This window comes from Rhodococcus sp. IEGM 1305 (genome assembly GCF_030058635.1).
GTDB classification, from domain to species: Bacteria; Actinomycetota; Actinomycetes; order Mycobacteriales; family Mycobacteriaceae; genus Rhodococcus_F; species Rhodococcus_F opacus_D.
Genome location: NZ_JASHKX010000055.1, coordinates 23,118 through 38,173, shown reverse-complemented (window position 1 = coordinate 38,173; position 15,056 = coordinate 23,118). Strand labels below are relative to the sequence as shown.

Genomic DNA, 15,056 nt, shown 5'->3' with positions numbered 1-15,056 from the left:
GGCGGGAAGTCCGGCCGGCCACGCGCCAGCGTGAAGTAGAAGTCCAGCGGATCGAGCTGCCTCTCGAGCGGCTTGAACCGCTCGGGCACGGCACCGAACAGCAGCGCGTTGTCGAGTACGTGGTCGTAGTAGGAGAACGTGTTGCCCGGGACCTGGGTCAGACCGGTCGCGGCGAGCTCACTCCACGTCTCCTCCTGAAGGTCCCGGGCGACGGCGACGAGTTCTTCCTTCGTGCTCGTGCCGTGCCAGTAGGACTCGAGGGCACGCTTGAGTTCGCGGCGGGGTCCGATGCGGGGATACCCCAGGATGCTGGATCCGTATGCTGCGGTGCTGGACATGCGGTCGACCTTTCTGGGCTCAGTCCAGTGGCTGAGAATGCCTCTGGGCTCGATGCACCTGTGCGCCTCTCACAACCGCCAGTGGTCGTGAAAGGCGCACAGGTGTAGTCGCCTACCTACCTACTAGCTGGCCTTCTTGCTGGCACGACCGTTGTCGCCGTACTCGTAGAAGCCCGCACCGGACTTCTTGCCGACCAACCCGGCCTCGACCATGCGAAGCAGCAGCGGCGGCGCCGAGTACAGGGGCTCCTTGAACTCTTCGTACATGGAGTCGGCGATGGACTTGACCGTGTCCAGGCCCACCAGGTCGGTCAGCGCGAGCGGACCCATCGGGTGTGCGAGGCCGAGAACCGTTGCCTTGTCGATGTCTTCCTTGGTGGCGAACCCGGACTCCACCATGCGGATCGCGGAGAGCAGGTAGGGCACCAGAAGGGCGTTGACGACGAACCCGGAACGGTCCGCGGAACGGACGACCTGCTTGCCCAGCACATCGCTGGCGAAGGCCTCGGCCCGCTCGGACACCGATTTGCTCGTCTTGAGCGTGGTCACCAGCTCGACGAGGGGGAGCACCGGAACGGGGTTGAAGAAGTGCATCCCGATGACCCGTTCCGGGGACTTCGTGGCGATGCCCAGCTTCATGATCGGGATCGACGACGTGTTGGACGCCAGTACGGCGTTCGGATCCGTCACGACCTGGTCGAGTTCGGTGAAGATCTCGCTCTTCACCTTCTCGTCCTCGACGACGGCCTCCACGACGAGCTGCCGGTCCGCGAAATCACCGAGATCGGAGGTGAACCGCAGCCGCCAGGCGGCCTGCTCACGTTCCCGCTCGGTGATCTTGCCGCTGCTCACTCCGCGGTCGAGCGAACGAAGGATGCGCGAACGCCCCGCCGCCGCAAGCTCGCGGGTCTGCTCGAACACCAGAACGTCGACGTGCGCGCGAGCACACACCTCAGCGATTCCGGCACCCATGATCCCGGCGCCGATCACGCCGACGCGCTGAATCTTTTCGCTGGTCACGTCAGCTCCTTTTCGTCTAGTGGAGTCGTCGCCCGGGGAGGGGCCCTGTTACAGGCCCCTCCCCGGGGTCGGGTTGATCAGGTGAAACCGTGATCGGTCGAAGCCTTGGGGAACAAGGCTCAGTGGAACTGACCCTCTTCGGTGGAGCCCTTCAGAGCAGCCGTCGAGGTGTTGGGGTCGACCGTGGTGGCGATACGGTCGAAGTAGCCGGCGCCGACCTCACGCTGGTGCTTGATGGCGGTGAAGCCACGCTCCTCGGCGGCCTTGAACTCGCGCTCCTGCAGGTCGACGAAGGCGGTCATGCCCTCGCGGGCGTAGCCGTGGGCCAGGTCGAACATGCCGTAGTTGAGCGAGTGGAAGCCGGCGAGGGTGATGAACTGGAACTTGAAGCCCATCGCGCCGAGCTCCTTCTGGAACTTCGCGATGGTCGCGTCGTCAAGGTGCGCCTTCCAGTTGAAGGACGGCGAGCAGTTGTAGGCGAGCAGCTGGTCCGGGAACTCGCTGCGAACGGACTCGGCGAACTTCTTGGCGACCTCGAGGTCCGGCACGCCGGTCTCCATCCAGATGAGGTCGGAGTACGGCGCGTAGGCCTTGGCGCGAGCGATGCAGGGCTCGATGCCGTTCTTCACACCGTAGAAGCCCTCGGCGGTGCGAGTGCCGTCGAGGAACTCGCGGTCGCGCTCGTCGACATCGGAGGTGATCAGGGTGGCGGCCTCGGCGTCGGTGCGCGCGATGACGACCGTCGGAACGTCGGCCACGTCGGCCGCGAGTCGCGCCGAGGTCAGGGTGCGGATGTGCTGCTGCGTGGGGATGAGGACCTTGCCACCGAGGTGGCCGCACTTCTTCTCCGACGCGAGCTGGTCTTCCCAGTGCGAACCGGCGACGCCGGACGCGATCATGGCCTTCTGCAGCTCGTAGACGTTCAGAGCGCCACCGAAGCCGGCCTCGCCGTCGGCGACGATCGGGGCGAGCCAGTTGTCGACGGAGGTGTCGCCCTCGACCTTGGCGATCTCGTCGGCGCGCAGCAGCGCGTTGTTGATGCGGCGCACGACCTGCGGCACCGAGTTGGCCGGGTAGAGACTCTGGTCCGGGTAGGTGTGACCTGAGAGGTTCGCGTCGCCGGCGACCTGCCAGCCGGACAGGTAGATGGCCTTGAGGCCCGCGCGGACCTGCTGCACGGCCTGGTTACCCGTGAGGGCACCCAGCGAGTTGATGTAGTCCTCGTTGTTCACGAGGTCCCAGAGGATCTCGGAACCACGGCGGGCGAGGGTGGCTTCCTCGACAACGGTGCCCTGGAGCTTGGCGACCTGCTCCGCCGTGTAGTTGCGGGTTACTCCCTTCCAGCGCGGGTTGGTGTCCCAATCCTGCTGGATTTCAGCTGCGGTCTTCGGGGTGCCGGTGGTCGACATCAAGACTCCACTCTCTTCGATCTGCTGGTCCGGTACGGATGTACTGCTTCACATCCTTGCCAGGCCCTTCGTATGTACTTACCGAGAATGACACAAGCAAAAAGTGCCGTCTACCTGTTGCTAATGCCAATCTTGGCTAGCTTTTCACAACACCTTGCAAATACTGTTAAGAAAGTTCGGCGCCATACCTGCCCGATCGGAGTGGAAAGATACTCGCCAGTAGCAAAAAGCCGCAGGTGGTGAACCAAATGCACGCAACTCGCCGTACACAGATATTTCCGCCCGTGCGACCCTCGCCTTCCCACCGCGGCACAACCGTCGACCCGCCCGTTGTGACTGCAATCACCAATCGGGTCGGTTACCGTGACCTCGAATGGTCTCCTCCGGCGAAGGGCACCACGATGCCGCTGTACGAATTCCGATGTGCCGCCGACTGCGGCCCGTTCGAGCAGTCGTTCCCGATGGCCGACGTACCCGGCACCACCCGCTGCCCGCGGTGCGACCGCGTCGCCGTCCGGCGCGTGTCCTCACCGCGACTCGGACACGGATCGTCGTCCGCGATGAACCTCCTCGACAGCACGAAGAGGTCGGCTCACGAACCGGACGTCGTCACCGGTCCGCCGCCCCGGACCACGGGAGGGCGTTCACCCGTCACGAGCAATCCGCTGCACCGCCGACTTCCTCGTCCCTGACCGGTCACCGAAGGAGCGCACATGCCCGAACTGCTGTTTCCGCTCGATTCCTCGAAGAAGTTCACCGATCAGGCGATCGTCGGCCACAACCGCTGGCACCCCGACATCCCGGCCGCGGTCACGGTGAAACCGGGCGACTCCTTCCGCGTCCACTGCCGCGAATGGTTCGACGGCGCCATCCACAACGACGACTCCGCCGACGACATCCTGAACGCGCCCCTCACCACGGTCCACACATTGTCCGGGCCGTTCGCCGTGGAGGGCGCGAAGCCCGGCGACCTGCTGATCGTCGACATCCTGGACGTCGGACCGATCCCCCAGGAGGATTCCGGCCCGCTGGCAGGCCAGGGATGGGGGTACACCGGGATCTTCTCCCGCCACAACGGCGGCGGATTCCTCACCGAGCAGTTCCCCGACGCCTACAAGGCCGTCTGGGATTTTTCCGGTCAGACCGCCACGTCGCGGCACGTCCCGCACGTCTCGTTCACCGGCATCGTCCACCCCGGACTGATGGGCACCGCGCCGTCGGCCGCCCTCCTGTCGAAGTGGAACGCGAGGGAGGGCGCGCTCATCGCCACCGACCCGGGCCGGGTTCCCCCACTCGCCCTGCCGCCCGAACCGCAGGACGCCGTCCTCGGGTCCCTGTCGGGCGCCGACTTCGACCGCGTCGCCGGCGAGGCCGCCCGCACCGCGCCCCCACGCGAGAACGGCGGCAACCAGGACATCAAGAACCTCACCAAGGGCAGCCGCGTCTTCTACCCGGTGTTCGTCGACGGCGCGAACCTGTCCGTCGGCGATCTGCACTTCTCCCAGGGCGACGGCGAGATCACGTTCTGCGGCGCCATCGAGATGGGTGGCTTCATCGACCTGCGCGTCGACATCATCAAGGGCGGCATGGACACGTACGGCGTGTCCGAGAACGCGATCTTCATGCCCGGCAACACCGACCCGCAGTACTCGGAGTGGCTCGCGTTCTCCGGAACGTCCGTCACCCTCGACGGGGAACAGAAGTACCTCGACTCGCACCTGTCGTATCAGCGGGCCTGTCTCCACGCGATCGACTACCTCACCAAGTTCGGGTACAGCCCCGAGCAGGCCTACCTCCTCCTCGGCGCCGCACCGATCGAGGGCCGGCTGTCGGGGGTGGTGGACATCCCGAACTCCTGCTCGACGGTGTACCTGCCGACGGCGATGTTCGACTTCCCCGTCGCACCGTCCGCGTCGGGTCCGTTCCAGATCGACCCGGGTGTCGGCGCGCCGCGCTCGGAGAACAAGGCCTGAGCGCGGGCGAATGTACCTTTCAGCGCCTCCAGTGCGCCCAGAGGTACATTCGCCCCGCGTCACCGTGTCCCGACCCGCGCGAGTAAATCTTGCGAAGGTTCCGTTCGCACATCTGACCTGCGCCGGTACCATTGCCGTATGTCCAAGACCTTCGTCGGCACCCGGTTGCGTCAGCTCCGAACCGAGCGTGGACTGAGCCAGGCGGCGCTGGCGAAGACGCTGGAGATCTCCGCCAGCTACCTCAATCAGATCGAGCACGACGTGCGGCCGCTGACGGTGCCGGTGCTGCTGCGGATCAGCGAGGTGTTCGGCGTCGACACCACGTTCTTCTCATCCCAGGACGACACTCGCCTGATCGCGGAGATGCGCGAGGTGGCGCTGGACCAGGAGATGGGCATCGACGCGGACGCCCAGGAGATCGCGGAGATGGTGGCGTCGCATCCGGGCCTGGCGAAGGCGATGGTCAACATGCACCGCCGCTTCCGTAACACCACCGCGCAGCTGGCTCTCGCCACTGAGGACCGCTACAGCGACGGCAGTGGTAGCGGCTCGATCACGATGCCGCACGAAGAGGTCCGCGACTACTTCTATCAGCGGCAGAACTATCTGCACGAACTGGACACGGCGGCGGAGGAACTGACCGCGCGCATGCGATTCCACCGCGGCGACGTCGGCGGTGAGATCGCCCGCAGGTTGCAGACCGTGCACGACGTGCAGATCGTCAAGCGCATCGACCTGGGCGAGAACGTCCTGCACCGGTACGACCCCGAATCCCGGCTGCTGGAGATCTCGCCGCACCTGTCGGGCGGCCAGCAGGTGTTCAAGTTCGCGACCGAGCTGGCGTTCCTCGAATACGGCGACCTGCTCGACAAGCTGGTGGCCGAGGGCGGCTTCACGAGCGACGAGTCCGTGGCGCTCGCCCGGCTCGGGCTGGCCAACTACTTCGCTGCGGCCACGGTGCTGCCGTACGGCCAGTTCCACGACGTGGCCGAGGACTTCCGGTACGACATCGAGCGGTTGTCCGCGTTCTACTCGGTGAGCTACGAGACGATCTGCCACCGCCTCTCGACGCTGCAGCGTCCGAAGTTGCGCGGCGTTCCGTTCATGTTCGTCCGCGTCGACCGGGCCGGGAACATGTCGAAGCGGCAGTCCGCCACCGGGTTCCACTTCTCCACCAGCGGCGGCACGTGCCCTCTGTGGAACGTGTACGAGACGTTCGCGTACCCCGGCAAGATCATGAACCAGATCGCGCAGATGCCGGACGGCCGCCGGTATCTGTGGATCGCCCGGACCGTCGAACGTCGCGCCCAGCGCTACGGCCAGCCGGCCAAGATCTTCGCGATCGGGCTCGGCTGCGAGATCCGGCACGCCCACCGGCTCGTCTACGGCGACGGTCTCGACCTCGACGATTCCAACCCGGGCACCCCGATCGGCGCCGGTTGCCGGGTGTGCGAGCGCGTCAACTGCCCGCAGCGCGCGTTCCCGCCGCTCGGCAAGCAACTCGACATCAGTGAGCACCAGAGTTCGGTCTCCCCGTACCTGATCCGCTGACTCGCCCTTGTGTCACATCGGTTCAATCCGACTGAACCGGTGTCACATTGGCCGCAGCGGCAGCAGCCTCCGGCCCCGCCGGGAGCGCTGTGAGCGGTTGTTCACGTAACCGTAATTCGCGTCACGAACACGTCACCGCCAGACATTCAGGCGCAACAACGGCCGCTTAATGTTCGCCCCACGAATACACCTCTGTATACGTGGGGCGGATACATGTCCCGGGTTGCGGAGGTCCCCAAATCCTCCGACGGAAAGGCCCGTACATGCGCACCTTCTCCAAGCGCGCCCTCGCTGCACCGACCGCGCTCGCCGCCATCGGGCTCGTGCTGACCGGTTGTGGCAGCAAGGCGTCCGACACGGTCGGCGAGTCCACCGCGGCGTCCTGTGTGGACACCTCCGGAGACACGATCAAGGTCGGGTCGCTGAACTCGCTGTCGGGCACGATGGCCATCAGCGAGGTGACCGTCCGGGATTCGATCGCGCTCGCGGTCGACGAGATCAACAACTCGGGCGGCGTGCTCGGCAAGAAGATCCAGATCGTCGCGGAGGACGGGGCCTCGGAGCCCACCGTGTTCGCCGAGAAGGCGGAGAAGCTGATCAGCAGTGACTGCGTCGCAGCCGTGTTCGGCGGTTGGACGTCGTCGAGCCGCAAGGCGATGCTGCCCGTGTTCGAGGACAACAACTCGCTGCTCTACTACCCCGTGCAGTACGAGGGCCTCGAGGATTCGAAGAACATCTTCTACACCGGGGCCACCACCAACCAGCAGATCGTGCCCGCACTCGACTACCTGAAGGAGAAGGGCGTCAAGTCGCTGTACCTGGTGGGCAGTGACTACGTGTTCCCGCAGACCGCCAACCGCATCATCAAGGCGTACGCGGAGGCCAACGGCATCGAGATCAAGGGTGAGGACTACACCCCGCTCGGCTCCACCGACTTCTCGACCATCGTCAACAAGGTCCGCTCCGCCGATGCGGACGCCGTCTTCAACACACTCAACGGCGACTCCAATGTCGCGTTCTTCCGCGAGTACGCGAACGTCGGCCTGAAGCCCGCCGACATGCCCGTCGTTTCCGTGTCGATCGCCGAGGAGGAGGTCGGCGGTATCGGCGTCCAGAACATCGAGGGCCAGCTGACCGCCTGGAACTACTACCAGACCATCGACACGCCGGAGAACAAGAAGTTCGTCGACGCGTACAAGGCCCGGTACGGCGCGAACAAGCCGACGTCCGACCCGATGGAAGCCGCCTACACGTCCGTGTACCTGTGGAAGAACACCGTCGAGAAGGCGAACTCCTTCGCCACCAAGGACATCCAGGCCAACGCGGACGGCGTCACGTTCGCCGCCCCGGAGGGACTGGTCACCATCGACGGGTCCAACCACCACATCACCAAGACCGCGCGCATCGGTGAGATCCGGAACGACGGCCTGATCTACACGGTCTGGGATTCGGGCACACCGATCCAGCCGGACCCGTACCTGAAGTCCTACCCGTGGGCCGAGTCGCTGGGTAGCTAGAACACGGTCCGACGAGCACGAGGGAAGAGAGAGGACATACATCGATGGATGTAGTGATCGGACAGCTGTTCACCGGATTGAGTATCGGATCGATTCTGTTGCTCGCGGCGCTGGGGCTGTCGTTGACGTTCGGCCAGATGGGCGTCATCAACATGGCCCACGGCGAATTCATCATGGCCGGCTCGTACACGGCGTATGTGGTGCAGCAGGTGGTATCGAGCGCCACCGGTTCTCTGTTCATCTCTCTGCTCGTCGGCTTCGTGGTCGGTGGCGCGATGGGTGTCCTCCTCGAGGTCACCCTCGTCAAGCGGATGTACCACCGGCCGCTGGACACGCTGCTGGTGACGTTCGGTGTGGGGTTGATCCTGCAGCAGCTGGCACGGGACGTCTTCGGTGCGCCCGCCGTCAACGTCGCCGCACCGGAGTGGCTCTCCGGTGGTGTGGAGATCCTGGGCGCGGTGGTGCCGAAGACGCGCCTGTTCATCCTGGTGCTGGCCGTCGTGGCCGTCGTCGCGCTGTCGCTGGCGATGCAGAAGTCCCCGATGGGACGCCGCATCCGCGCCGTCGTGCAGAACCGCGACCTCGCGGAGACGAGCGGGATCTCCAGTCGCCGAACCGATGTGACGACGTTCTTCATCGGTTCCGGTCTGGCGGGTGTCGCCGGTGTGGCGCTCACCCTGATCGGCTCGACGAGTCCGACCATCGGGCAGAGCTACCTCATCGACGCGTTCCTGGTGGTCGTGGTCGGCGGCCTGGGTCAGATGAAGGGCGCGGTGATCGCCGCGTTCGCACTCGGCATCCTCAATTCGTTCGTCGAGTACTCGACCACGGCGTCGATCGCCAAGGTCATCGTGTTCGTGGTCATCGTGGTGTTCCTCCAGGTTCGGCCGCAGGGCCTGTTCGCCGTCAAGACGAGGAGTCTCGTATGAGCATCCTGACGAGTGGCCGCTACCGCGCGTGGGCGGGATTCGCACTGGCCGCGCTGCTTCTGTTCGTCGTCGCCCCCGCGGTTCTCAGCGACTTCCGGCTGAGTCTGCTCGGCAAGTTCCTGTGCTTCGCGATCGTCGCGGTCGGTATCGGCCTGGCGTGGGGCCGCGGCGGCATGCTCACCCTCGGCCAGGGTGTCTTCTTCGGGCTGGGTGCCTACATGATGGCGATGCATCTGAAGATCGCCGACGCCGAACTCCGCGGAGACACGGTGCCCGACTTCATGCAGATCGCGGGCATCCGGGAGCTGCCGGGCTACTGGGTGCCGTTCACGTCGCCGATCGTGACGATCCTGGGAATCCTGCTGATCCCGGCGCTGGTGGCGTTCGTCCTCGGGCTCGGGGTGTTCAAGCGCCGCGTCAAGGGCGCCTACTTCGCGATCCTCAGCCAGGCGCTCGCCGCCGCATTCGCCATCCTGCTGGTCGGCCAGCAGAGCACCGGAGGAAGCAACGGCCTCAACCGGTTCCGCACGTTCTTCGGTTTCAACCTGAACGATCCGGCCAACAAGCAGATGCTGTTCTTCATCGCCGCCGGCGTGCTGCTGGCCGTGGTCGCGATCACCCGGCAGCTGATGAACAGCCGTTACGGCGAACTGCTCGTCGCCGTCCGGGATCAGGAGGAGCGCGTCCGCTTCCTCGGGTACGACCCGGCGAACATCAAACTCGTCGCCTACGTGACGGCCGCGTTCTTCGCGGGCCTCGCCGGCGCGCTGTTCGTTCCGATCGTCGGCATCATCTCCCCCGCCGATGTCGGGATCGTCCCGTCGATCGCGTTCCTGATCGGGGTGGCCATCGGCGGACGTTCCACGCTCCTCGGCCCGGTCCTCGGCGCCATCGGGGTGGCGTGGGCGCAGAGCGCGTTCTCGGAGTCGTTCCCGTCCGGCTGGACGTACGCGCAGGGTCTGCTGTTCATCGTGGTCGTCGGCTTCTTCCCGGCCGGTGTCGCGGGGCTGTTCGCGCTGCTGAAGCGGAAGAAGAAGGCCTCCTCCGACGAACCTGCCCCGCCCGGACCGGAAGACGAGACCGAGCCGACGGAACGAATGGAGATGGCCCGATGACGATTCCTGCCACGGCCAAGGAGCCGGTGCTCGGCGGCAACGCCGGAATGTCCAGCGAGTACCTCGAGGTCCGGGACCTTCGGGTCAGCTTCGACGGCTTCAAGGCGGTCGACGGCGTCGACCTCACCCTGATGCAGGGCGACCTGCGGTTCCTCATCGGTCCCAACGGCGCCGGCAAGACCACTCTCGTCGATGCCATCACCGGGCTCGTCCCCGCGACGGGATCGGTCACGAAGTCCGGTGTCGAGTTGATCGGCAAGAAGGTGCACCGCATCGCCCGGCTCGGTGTGGGCCGCACGTTCCAGACCGCGAGCGTGTTCGAGGAGCTGACGGTTCTCCAGAACCTCGACATCGCGGCGGGCGCAAGCCGGTCGGCGCTCACACTGCTGCGCCGACGCAAGACGGTGCTCCCTGCCATCGAGGAGGCGCTCGACGTCACGGGTCTCGGCAAGCTGCGCGACACCCCGGCCGGAATCCTCGCGCACGGACAGAAGCAGTGGCTGGAGATCGGAATGCTGCTGGTGCAGAACTGTTCCGTCCTGCTGCTGGACGAGCCGGTGGCCGGCATGAGCCACGAGGAACGCGACGAGACGGGAAACCTGCTGCGCCGCATCGGCGGTGAGCGGACCGTCGTGGTGGTCGAGCACGACATGGACTTCATGCGCGCGTTCGCGACGTCGGTGACCGTGCTGCACGCCGGGAAGGTGCTGAGCGAGGGAACCGTGGAGCAGGTGCAGGCCGATCCACGGGTGCAGGAGGTGTACCTCGGGACCGCCGCGGCCGGTGCCGCCCCCGAACTGCAGCCCGAGGTTTCGAAGGAGGACAGCGATGCTCGAGCTTGAGAACATCCGGGCCGGGTACGGCCGAACCGAAGTGATCCACGGAGTCTCGCTGACGGTCCCATCGGACGGTGTGGCCGCGGTGATGGGACACAACGGAGCGGGCAAGACGACGCTTCTGCGGGCGGCGGTCGGACTGATCAAGGTCGATTCCGGGCGGGTGCTGTTCGACGGCGAGGACGTCACGGCGTTGCGGCCGAGCGCCCGGGTGGCGCGCGGCCTCGCCTACGTGCCGCAGGGCCAGCAGTCGTTCGGTCAGCTGACCACCGCGGAGAACCTTCAGGTGGTGGCCGACGGCCGCAAGCGCGGAAAGGAACTCGTCGGCGAGGTGCTGGATCTGTTCCCGGCTCTACGCGGCCTGCTCGACCGGCGTGCCGGTCTCCTCTCCGGTGGGCAGCGTCAGCAACTTGCCATCGCGCGGGCCCTGATCACGGAACCGAAGATGCTGATCCTCGACGAACCGACGGAAGGCATTCAGCCGTCCGTCGTGGCCGAGATCGAGCGCACCATCATGGAACTCACCCGCCGCGGCGGACTCGGAGTCCTGTTGGTGGAACAGCACATCGGGTTCGCTCTCGAATCCGCCGAGAGCTACTACGTCCTCGAGTCGGGGCGGGTCACGTCCTCCGGCGCCGGTGGCGCCGCACCCGGTTCCGACGTCCGTACCGCGGTCTCCGACGTCCGCGCGGCGATGGCGATCTGATGGCACGCCGAGAACCGGCCGGCTCCCTCAGCGATCACGTGTATCTGTCGCTGCGCACCGACCTGATGAGCGGCCGGATCCCACCGGGACAGCGTCTCGGCGAGGAGCGTCTCGCCGACACCTACGGGGTGTCGCGGACGCCGGTGCGGGAGGCCCTGGCCCGGCTCCTCGCCGACGGACTCGTCCAGCGCGACGTGGGCGGGTTGTTTCCGTACCGCCCCCGCATCGACGAGCTGGCCGGACTGTACGAACTGCGCATCACGCTCGAGCTCCAAGGAATCGCCCGGGTCCGCGCCGACGAGTCGCTGTCGCACGACCCGGACGTTCTCGGACCCGAGCTCGACCGGTGGTACGCGTTGCGGAAGGAGAACCCCGAGCCGGACGCCGGGTTCGTGGCGCTCGACGAGCAGTTCCACACCGTTCTGCTGCGGTCGGCGGGCAACCGGGCGCTGTCCGATGCGCTCGTCAACGTGAACGCGAAGGTGCGGCCGGTCCGGATGTTCGACTACCTCACCCCCGACCGCATGAGCGCGACCGTCGATGAACACATCTCGGTGGCCGAGCTCGCCCTCGACGGCAAGCTGGATTCCGCGTACGACACGCTGCTCGCGCACATCAGCGAGTCGCGTGAGGTGGTCATCGAGCGTGCTGAGCAGGCACTTTCCCTCGCACGCATGGCGTGGGCGATCCGCGATTGAGACAGTTGTCCAACTCGGTTGGACATTTTTCCCACCAATGAACCGAGCGGGTGCTAGCGTCTTGCTACCGCTCGGTAACACAGGTTGGGAACTCGCTTCATGTCACGCACTCTCGAAGAGAATCTGGTCGGACGCCGCGTCCTGATCACCGGCGCAGCCCGGGGTATCGGCGCCGGACTCGCCAGACGACTTCACGAGCGGGGCGCCCGTGTCGGGCTGCTCGGCCTCGAACCCGAACTCCTCGAACAGACGGCCACCACGTGCGGCCGGGCGCCGTGGCGTCGCTGCGACACCCGCGACCGGCGAGCCGTCGAGGACTCGTTCGACTACCTCACCGACCGGCTCGGCGGCCTCGATGTCGTCGTCGCCAACGCGGGCGTGACGCCCCCGGCGCACATCGTCGAGGGTGATCCGGAGGTGATGCGGTATGCCATCGAGGTGAACGTGATGGGGACGTACCACACGCTGCGGGCCGCGGGACCGTACATCGGGCACCGCAACGGGTACGCGCTCGTCGTGGCGTCGTCGACGACGTTCAGCCCCCTGCGTGGTGTCCACGGCGCCACGAGAGGCGGTGCCGAGGAACTCGGCGAGGCCCTGCGGGACGAGATGAAATCGCTGGGGACCCGGGTCGGCATCGCCCGGCTCGGCGAGATCGACACGGACCGCACCCTGATCGATTTCGACGGCGTCGCGGTTCCCCCACCCCGCGGCAGCGCACTGACCCGGACCTCCTCGATCACGGTGGCGGTCGACGCACTCGAGCGGGCAATCGCGGGACGGAAGAATCGGATATACGCACCGTCCCGGGTACCCGGAACGGATTCTGTGCGTATGCTCGCACTTCGGGCCACGGAGATGACCCGTTCGATCGAACTACGCGCGCACGCAGCCGTTCCCACGAGGGGACGAGCAGAAGGAGAGGGGGCGGCGTGACCGCACGCATTCCACCCGGACGTCTGAAGGAACTCGGCCCCGTCAACTGGGTGTTGTGGCGAATCATCTCCCGTGTCGCCGGTGTGCCGGACGCTCATCTGTTCAGCACGGTGGGCCGCACGAGGGGCCTCTTCCGTGCGTGGCTGCAGTACTCCGGCAAGCTGATGCCGGGCGGGCAGATCTCCCGGTACGAGACCGAATTGATCATCCTTCGCGTGGCGCACCTGCGGAAGTGCGGCTACGAGATGGATCACCACGTGCGCCTCGGACGCCGGGCGGGCGTCACCCCGGCGCTCCTCGAACAGGTGCTGGAAGGTCCCGCCGCGGACGGCTGGGACGCGCGCCGCCGCGCCATTCTCACCGCCGTCGACCAACTCGTCACCACCGACAACCTGGACGATGCCGCGTGGTCGGCGCTGAGCACCCACTTCGACGACCGCCGGATGATCGAATTCTGCTTTCTGGTGACCCAGTACGACGCCCTGGCCACCACCATCGGGACTCTGAGGATCGAACGCGACTATTCGTAGGTTCCACATCGCGTAGAGAAGAGGAACGGCCGCATGACATCCGCTACCGAAGAAGTCCGTTCCGAGAAGGGACTGGCGCGGGTCGCGCAGTCGCTGGCCGGCTGGACGGAAAAATGGTTTCCGGACGCCTACGTCTTCGCGCTCGTCGGCGTCTTCGTCGTCTCGGTGGCCGCATTGGCCAACGGTTCGTCTCCGCAGACGGTCGTGGACGCGTTCGGTGACGGTTTCTGGGATCTGACGGCGTTCACCCTGCAGATGGCGATGGTGGTGCTGACCGGATACGTCGTCGCCACGTCCCCGCCGGTCGCCCGGCTGATCGATCGTCTGGCCATGGTGCCTCAGTCGGGGCGCACCGCAGTCAGTTTCGTCGCATTGCTGTCCATGTCGGTCTCCTTCCTGAACTGGGGGCTCAGTCTGGTGTTCGGCGGGCTGCTCGCCCGGGCGATCGCCCGCCGATCCGACCTGAGAGTGGATTACCGCGCGCTCGGCGCGGCGGCCTTCATGGGTCTGGGCGCCGTGTGGGCGCTCGGCATGTCCTCGTCCGCCGCGCAGCTCCAGGCCACCGCCGCGTCCCTGCCGCCCGCGCTGCTGGAGATCACCGGCGTCCTCGACTTCGGGACCACGATCTTCACCTGGCAGTCGCTGCTGATGTGCGTCATCATCATCGCCCTGACCGTGGTCATCGCCCACTTCTCCGCGCCGAGGGGTGCGGCCGTCACCACCGCCGAGGATCTGGAGGTCGATCTCGACGACCGGCCGAAGGTGGTGGCACCCCGATCGCGACCGGGAGAGTGGCTCGAATACAGCCGGATCCTGCCGGCGCTGGCCGGTCTGATGACGTTGGGGTGGCTGATCTCCCAGCTGGTGACCAAACCCGTGCTCACCGTCGTCAGCAGCCTGAACGCCTACCTGCTGGTCTTCCTCATGCTGGGGCTGGTGCTGCACGGGACGCCGCGCAAGTTCCTGCAAGCCGTCGCGCTGGCCGTCCCCGCCACCGCAGGCATCCTGGTCCAGTTCCCGCTGTACGCCGCGATGGCCGCGATCCTGACGAAGGCCGAGGGCAGAAACGGCCTCACCATCTCCGAGCACTTGGCCGATTTCTTCACGAACATCGGCAGCGGCGGCGGCTTCACCGTCGTCATCGCCCTCTACACGGTCGTGCTGGGCCTCTTCGTGCCGTCCGGAGGCGGAAAATGGCTGGTCGAGGCGCCCTACGTCATGCAGTCGGCCACCGACGTCGGGATGAACCTGGGCTGGACGGTCCAGGTGTACAACGTCGCCGAGGCCCTGCCGAACCTGATCAACCCGTTCTTCATGCTGCCCCTCCTCGCGGTGCTGGGACTCAAGGCGCGCGACCTGGTGGGATTCACGTTCCTGCAGTTCATGTTCCACCTGCCGGTGGTCCTGCTCCTGGTGTGGCTGCTCGGGACGACATTCGAGTTCGTACCCCCGGTGCAGCCCTCCTCGCCGTGACCCCGGTTCGCGCGGCCCGTGAGAG

14 protein-coding genes and 1 pseudogene are annotated in these 15,056 nt (G+C 66.3%); 12 read left to right on the top strand and 3 right to left on the bottom strand.

Translation table 11 applies throughout. The features are described 5' to 3' along the window. The 3 genes and pseudogenes from QM693_RS35630 to aceA all read right to left on the bottom strand — a co-directional run. Positions 1 to 338: pseudogene (locus tag QM693_RS35630) on the bottom strand (5-methyltetrahydropteroyltriglutamate--homocysteine S-methyltransferase); the annotation flags it as partial. Positions 339 to 461: 123 nt separating this feature from the next. Next, positions 462 to 1,358 carry a 3-hydroxybutyryl-CoA dehydrogenase gene (locus QM693_RS35625; RefSeq protein ID WP_005261077.1) on the bottom strand — a complete coding sequence of 299 codons (897 nt, stop codon included), beginning with the start codon at positions 1,356 to 1,358 and terminating at the stop codon, positions 462 to 464. Between the two features lie 119 nt (positions 1,359 to 1,477). After that, on the bottom strand, positions 1,478 to 2,767 hold the full coding sequence (gene aceA, locus QM693_RS35620; RefSeq protein WP_283330984.1) for an isocitrate lyase: 1,290 nt from the start codon (positions 2,765 to 2,767) through the stop codon (positions 1,478 to 1,480). 332 nt (positions 2,768 to 3,099) lie between these two features. On the opposite strand from aceA, the gene QM693_RS35615 reads away from it, so the two are divergent. The 12 genes from QM693_RS35615 (at position 3,100) to QM693_RS35560 (ending at position 15,031) form a co-directional block, all read left to right on the top strand. Then, positions 3,100 to 3,459, top strand: coding sequence for an FmdB family zinc ribbon protein (locus QM693_RS35615; RefSeq protein WP_283354647.1), 360 nt, complete (start codon positions 3,100 to 3,102; stop codon positions 3,457 to 3,459). Between the two features lie 21 nt (positions 3,460 to 3,480). Beyond that, positions 3,481 to 4,740 (top strand): formamidase, encoded by a 1,260-nt coding sequence (fmdA, locus tag QM693_RS35610; protein WP_005563337.1) that lies wholly within the window; start codon positions 3,481 to 3,483, stop codon positions 4,738 to 4,740. A gap of 138 nt (positions 4,741 to 4,878) precedes the next feature. Continuing rightward, a complete protein-coding gene (gene ramB / locus QM693_RS35605) occupies positions 4,879 to 6,291 on the top strand; it encodes an acetate metabolism transcriptional regulator RamB (RefSeq protein ID WP_007301354.1) in 1,413 nt (470 codons plus the stop codon). A gap of 263 nt (positions 6,292 to 6,554) precedes the next feature. Next, entirely contained in the window at positions 6,555 to 7,808 is a 1,254-nt protein-coding gene (gene urtA / locus QM693_RS35600) for an urea ABC transporter substrate-binding protein (RefSeq protein WP_283354646.1), read from the top strand. A gap of 44 nt (positions 7,809 to 7,852) precedes the next feature. Continuing rightward, the gene (urtB, locus tag QM693_RS35595) at positions 7,853 to 8,737 is read left to right on the top strand and encodes an urea ABC transporter permease subunit UrtB (RefSeq protein WP_005251836.1); all 885 of its coding nucleotides are present in this window, start codon (positions 7,853 to 7,855) and stop codon (positions 8,735 to 8,737) included. Continuing rightward, positions 8,734 to 9,852: an urea ABC transporter permease subunit UrtC gene (gene urtC, locus QM693_RS35590; protein WP_005261082.1), complete on the top strand. Its 1,119-nt coding sequence runs from the start codon at positions 8,734 to 8,736 to the stop codon at positions 9,850 to 9,852. The genes urtB and urtC overlap by 4 nt, the downstream gene beginning before the upstream one ends. Further along, positions 9,849 to 10,694 carry an urea ABC transporter ATP-binding protein UrtD gene (gene urtD / locus QM693_RS35585; protein WP_283354645.1) on the top strand — a complete coding sequence of 282 codons (846 nt, stop codon included), beginning with the start codon at positions 9,849 to 9,851 and terminating at the stop codon, positions 10,692 to 10,694. The genes urtC and urtD overlap by 4 nt, the downstream gene beginning before the upstream one ends. Next, a complete protein-coding gene (urtE, locus tag QM693_RS35580) occupies positions 10,681 to 11,394 on the top strand; it encodes an urea ABC transporter ATP-binding subunit UrtE (RefSeq protein ID WP_283330982.1) in 714 nt (237 codons plus the stop codon). Before urtD ends, urtE begins: the two co-directional genes overlap by 14 nt. After that, a complete protein-coding gene (locus QM693_RS35575) occupies positions 11,394 to 12,092 on the top strand; it encodes a GntR family transcriptional regulator (RefSeq protein WP_011594949.1) in 699 nt (232 codons plus the stop codon). The genes urtE and QM693_RS35575 overlap by 1 nt, the downstream gene beginning before the upstream one ends. Before the next feature lie 99 nt (positions 12,093 to 12,191). Beyond that, positions 12,192 to 13,028, top strand: a complete 837-nt coding sequence (locus QM693_RS35570) for an SDR family NAD(P)-dependent oxidoreductase (RefSeq protein WP_283330981.1) — start codon at positions 12,192 to 12,194, stop codon at positions 13,026 to 13,028. After that, on the top strand, positions 13,025 to 13,558 hold the full coding sequence (locus tag QM693_RS35565; protein ID WP_283330980.1) for a carboxymuconolactone decarboxylase family protein: 534 nt from the start codon (positions 13,025 to 13,027) through the stop codon (positions 13,556 to 13,558). The genes QM693_RS35570 and QM693_RS35565 overlap by 4 nt, the downstream gene beginning before the upstream one ends. A 33-nt stretch (positions 13,559 to 13,591) precedes the next feature. Continuing rightward, positions 13,592 to 15,031 carry a short-chain fatty acid transporter gene (locus QM693_RS35560; protein WP_283354644.1) on the top strand — a complete coding sequence of 480 codons (1,440 nt, stop codon included), beginning with the start codon at positions 13,592 to 13,594 and terminating at the stop codon, positions 15,029 to 15,031. Positions 15,032 to 15,056 lie beyond the last annotated feature (25 nt).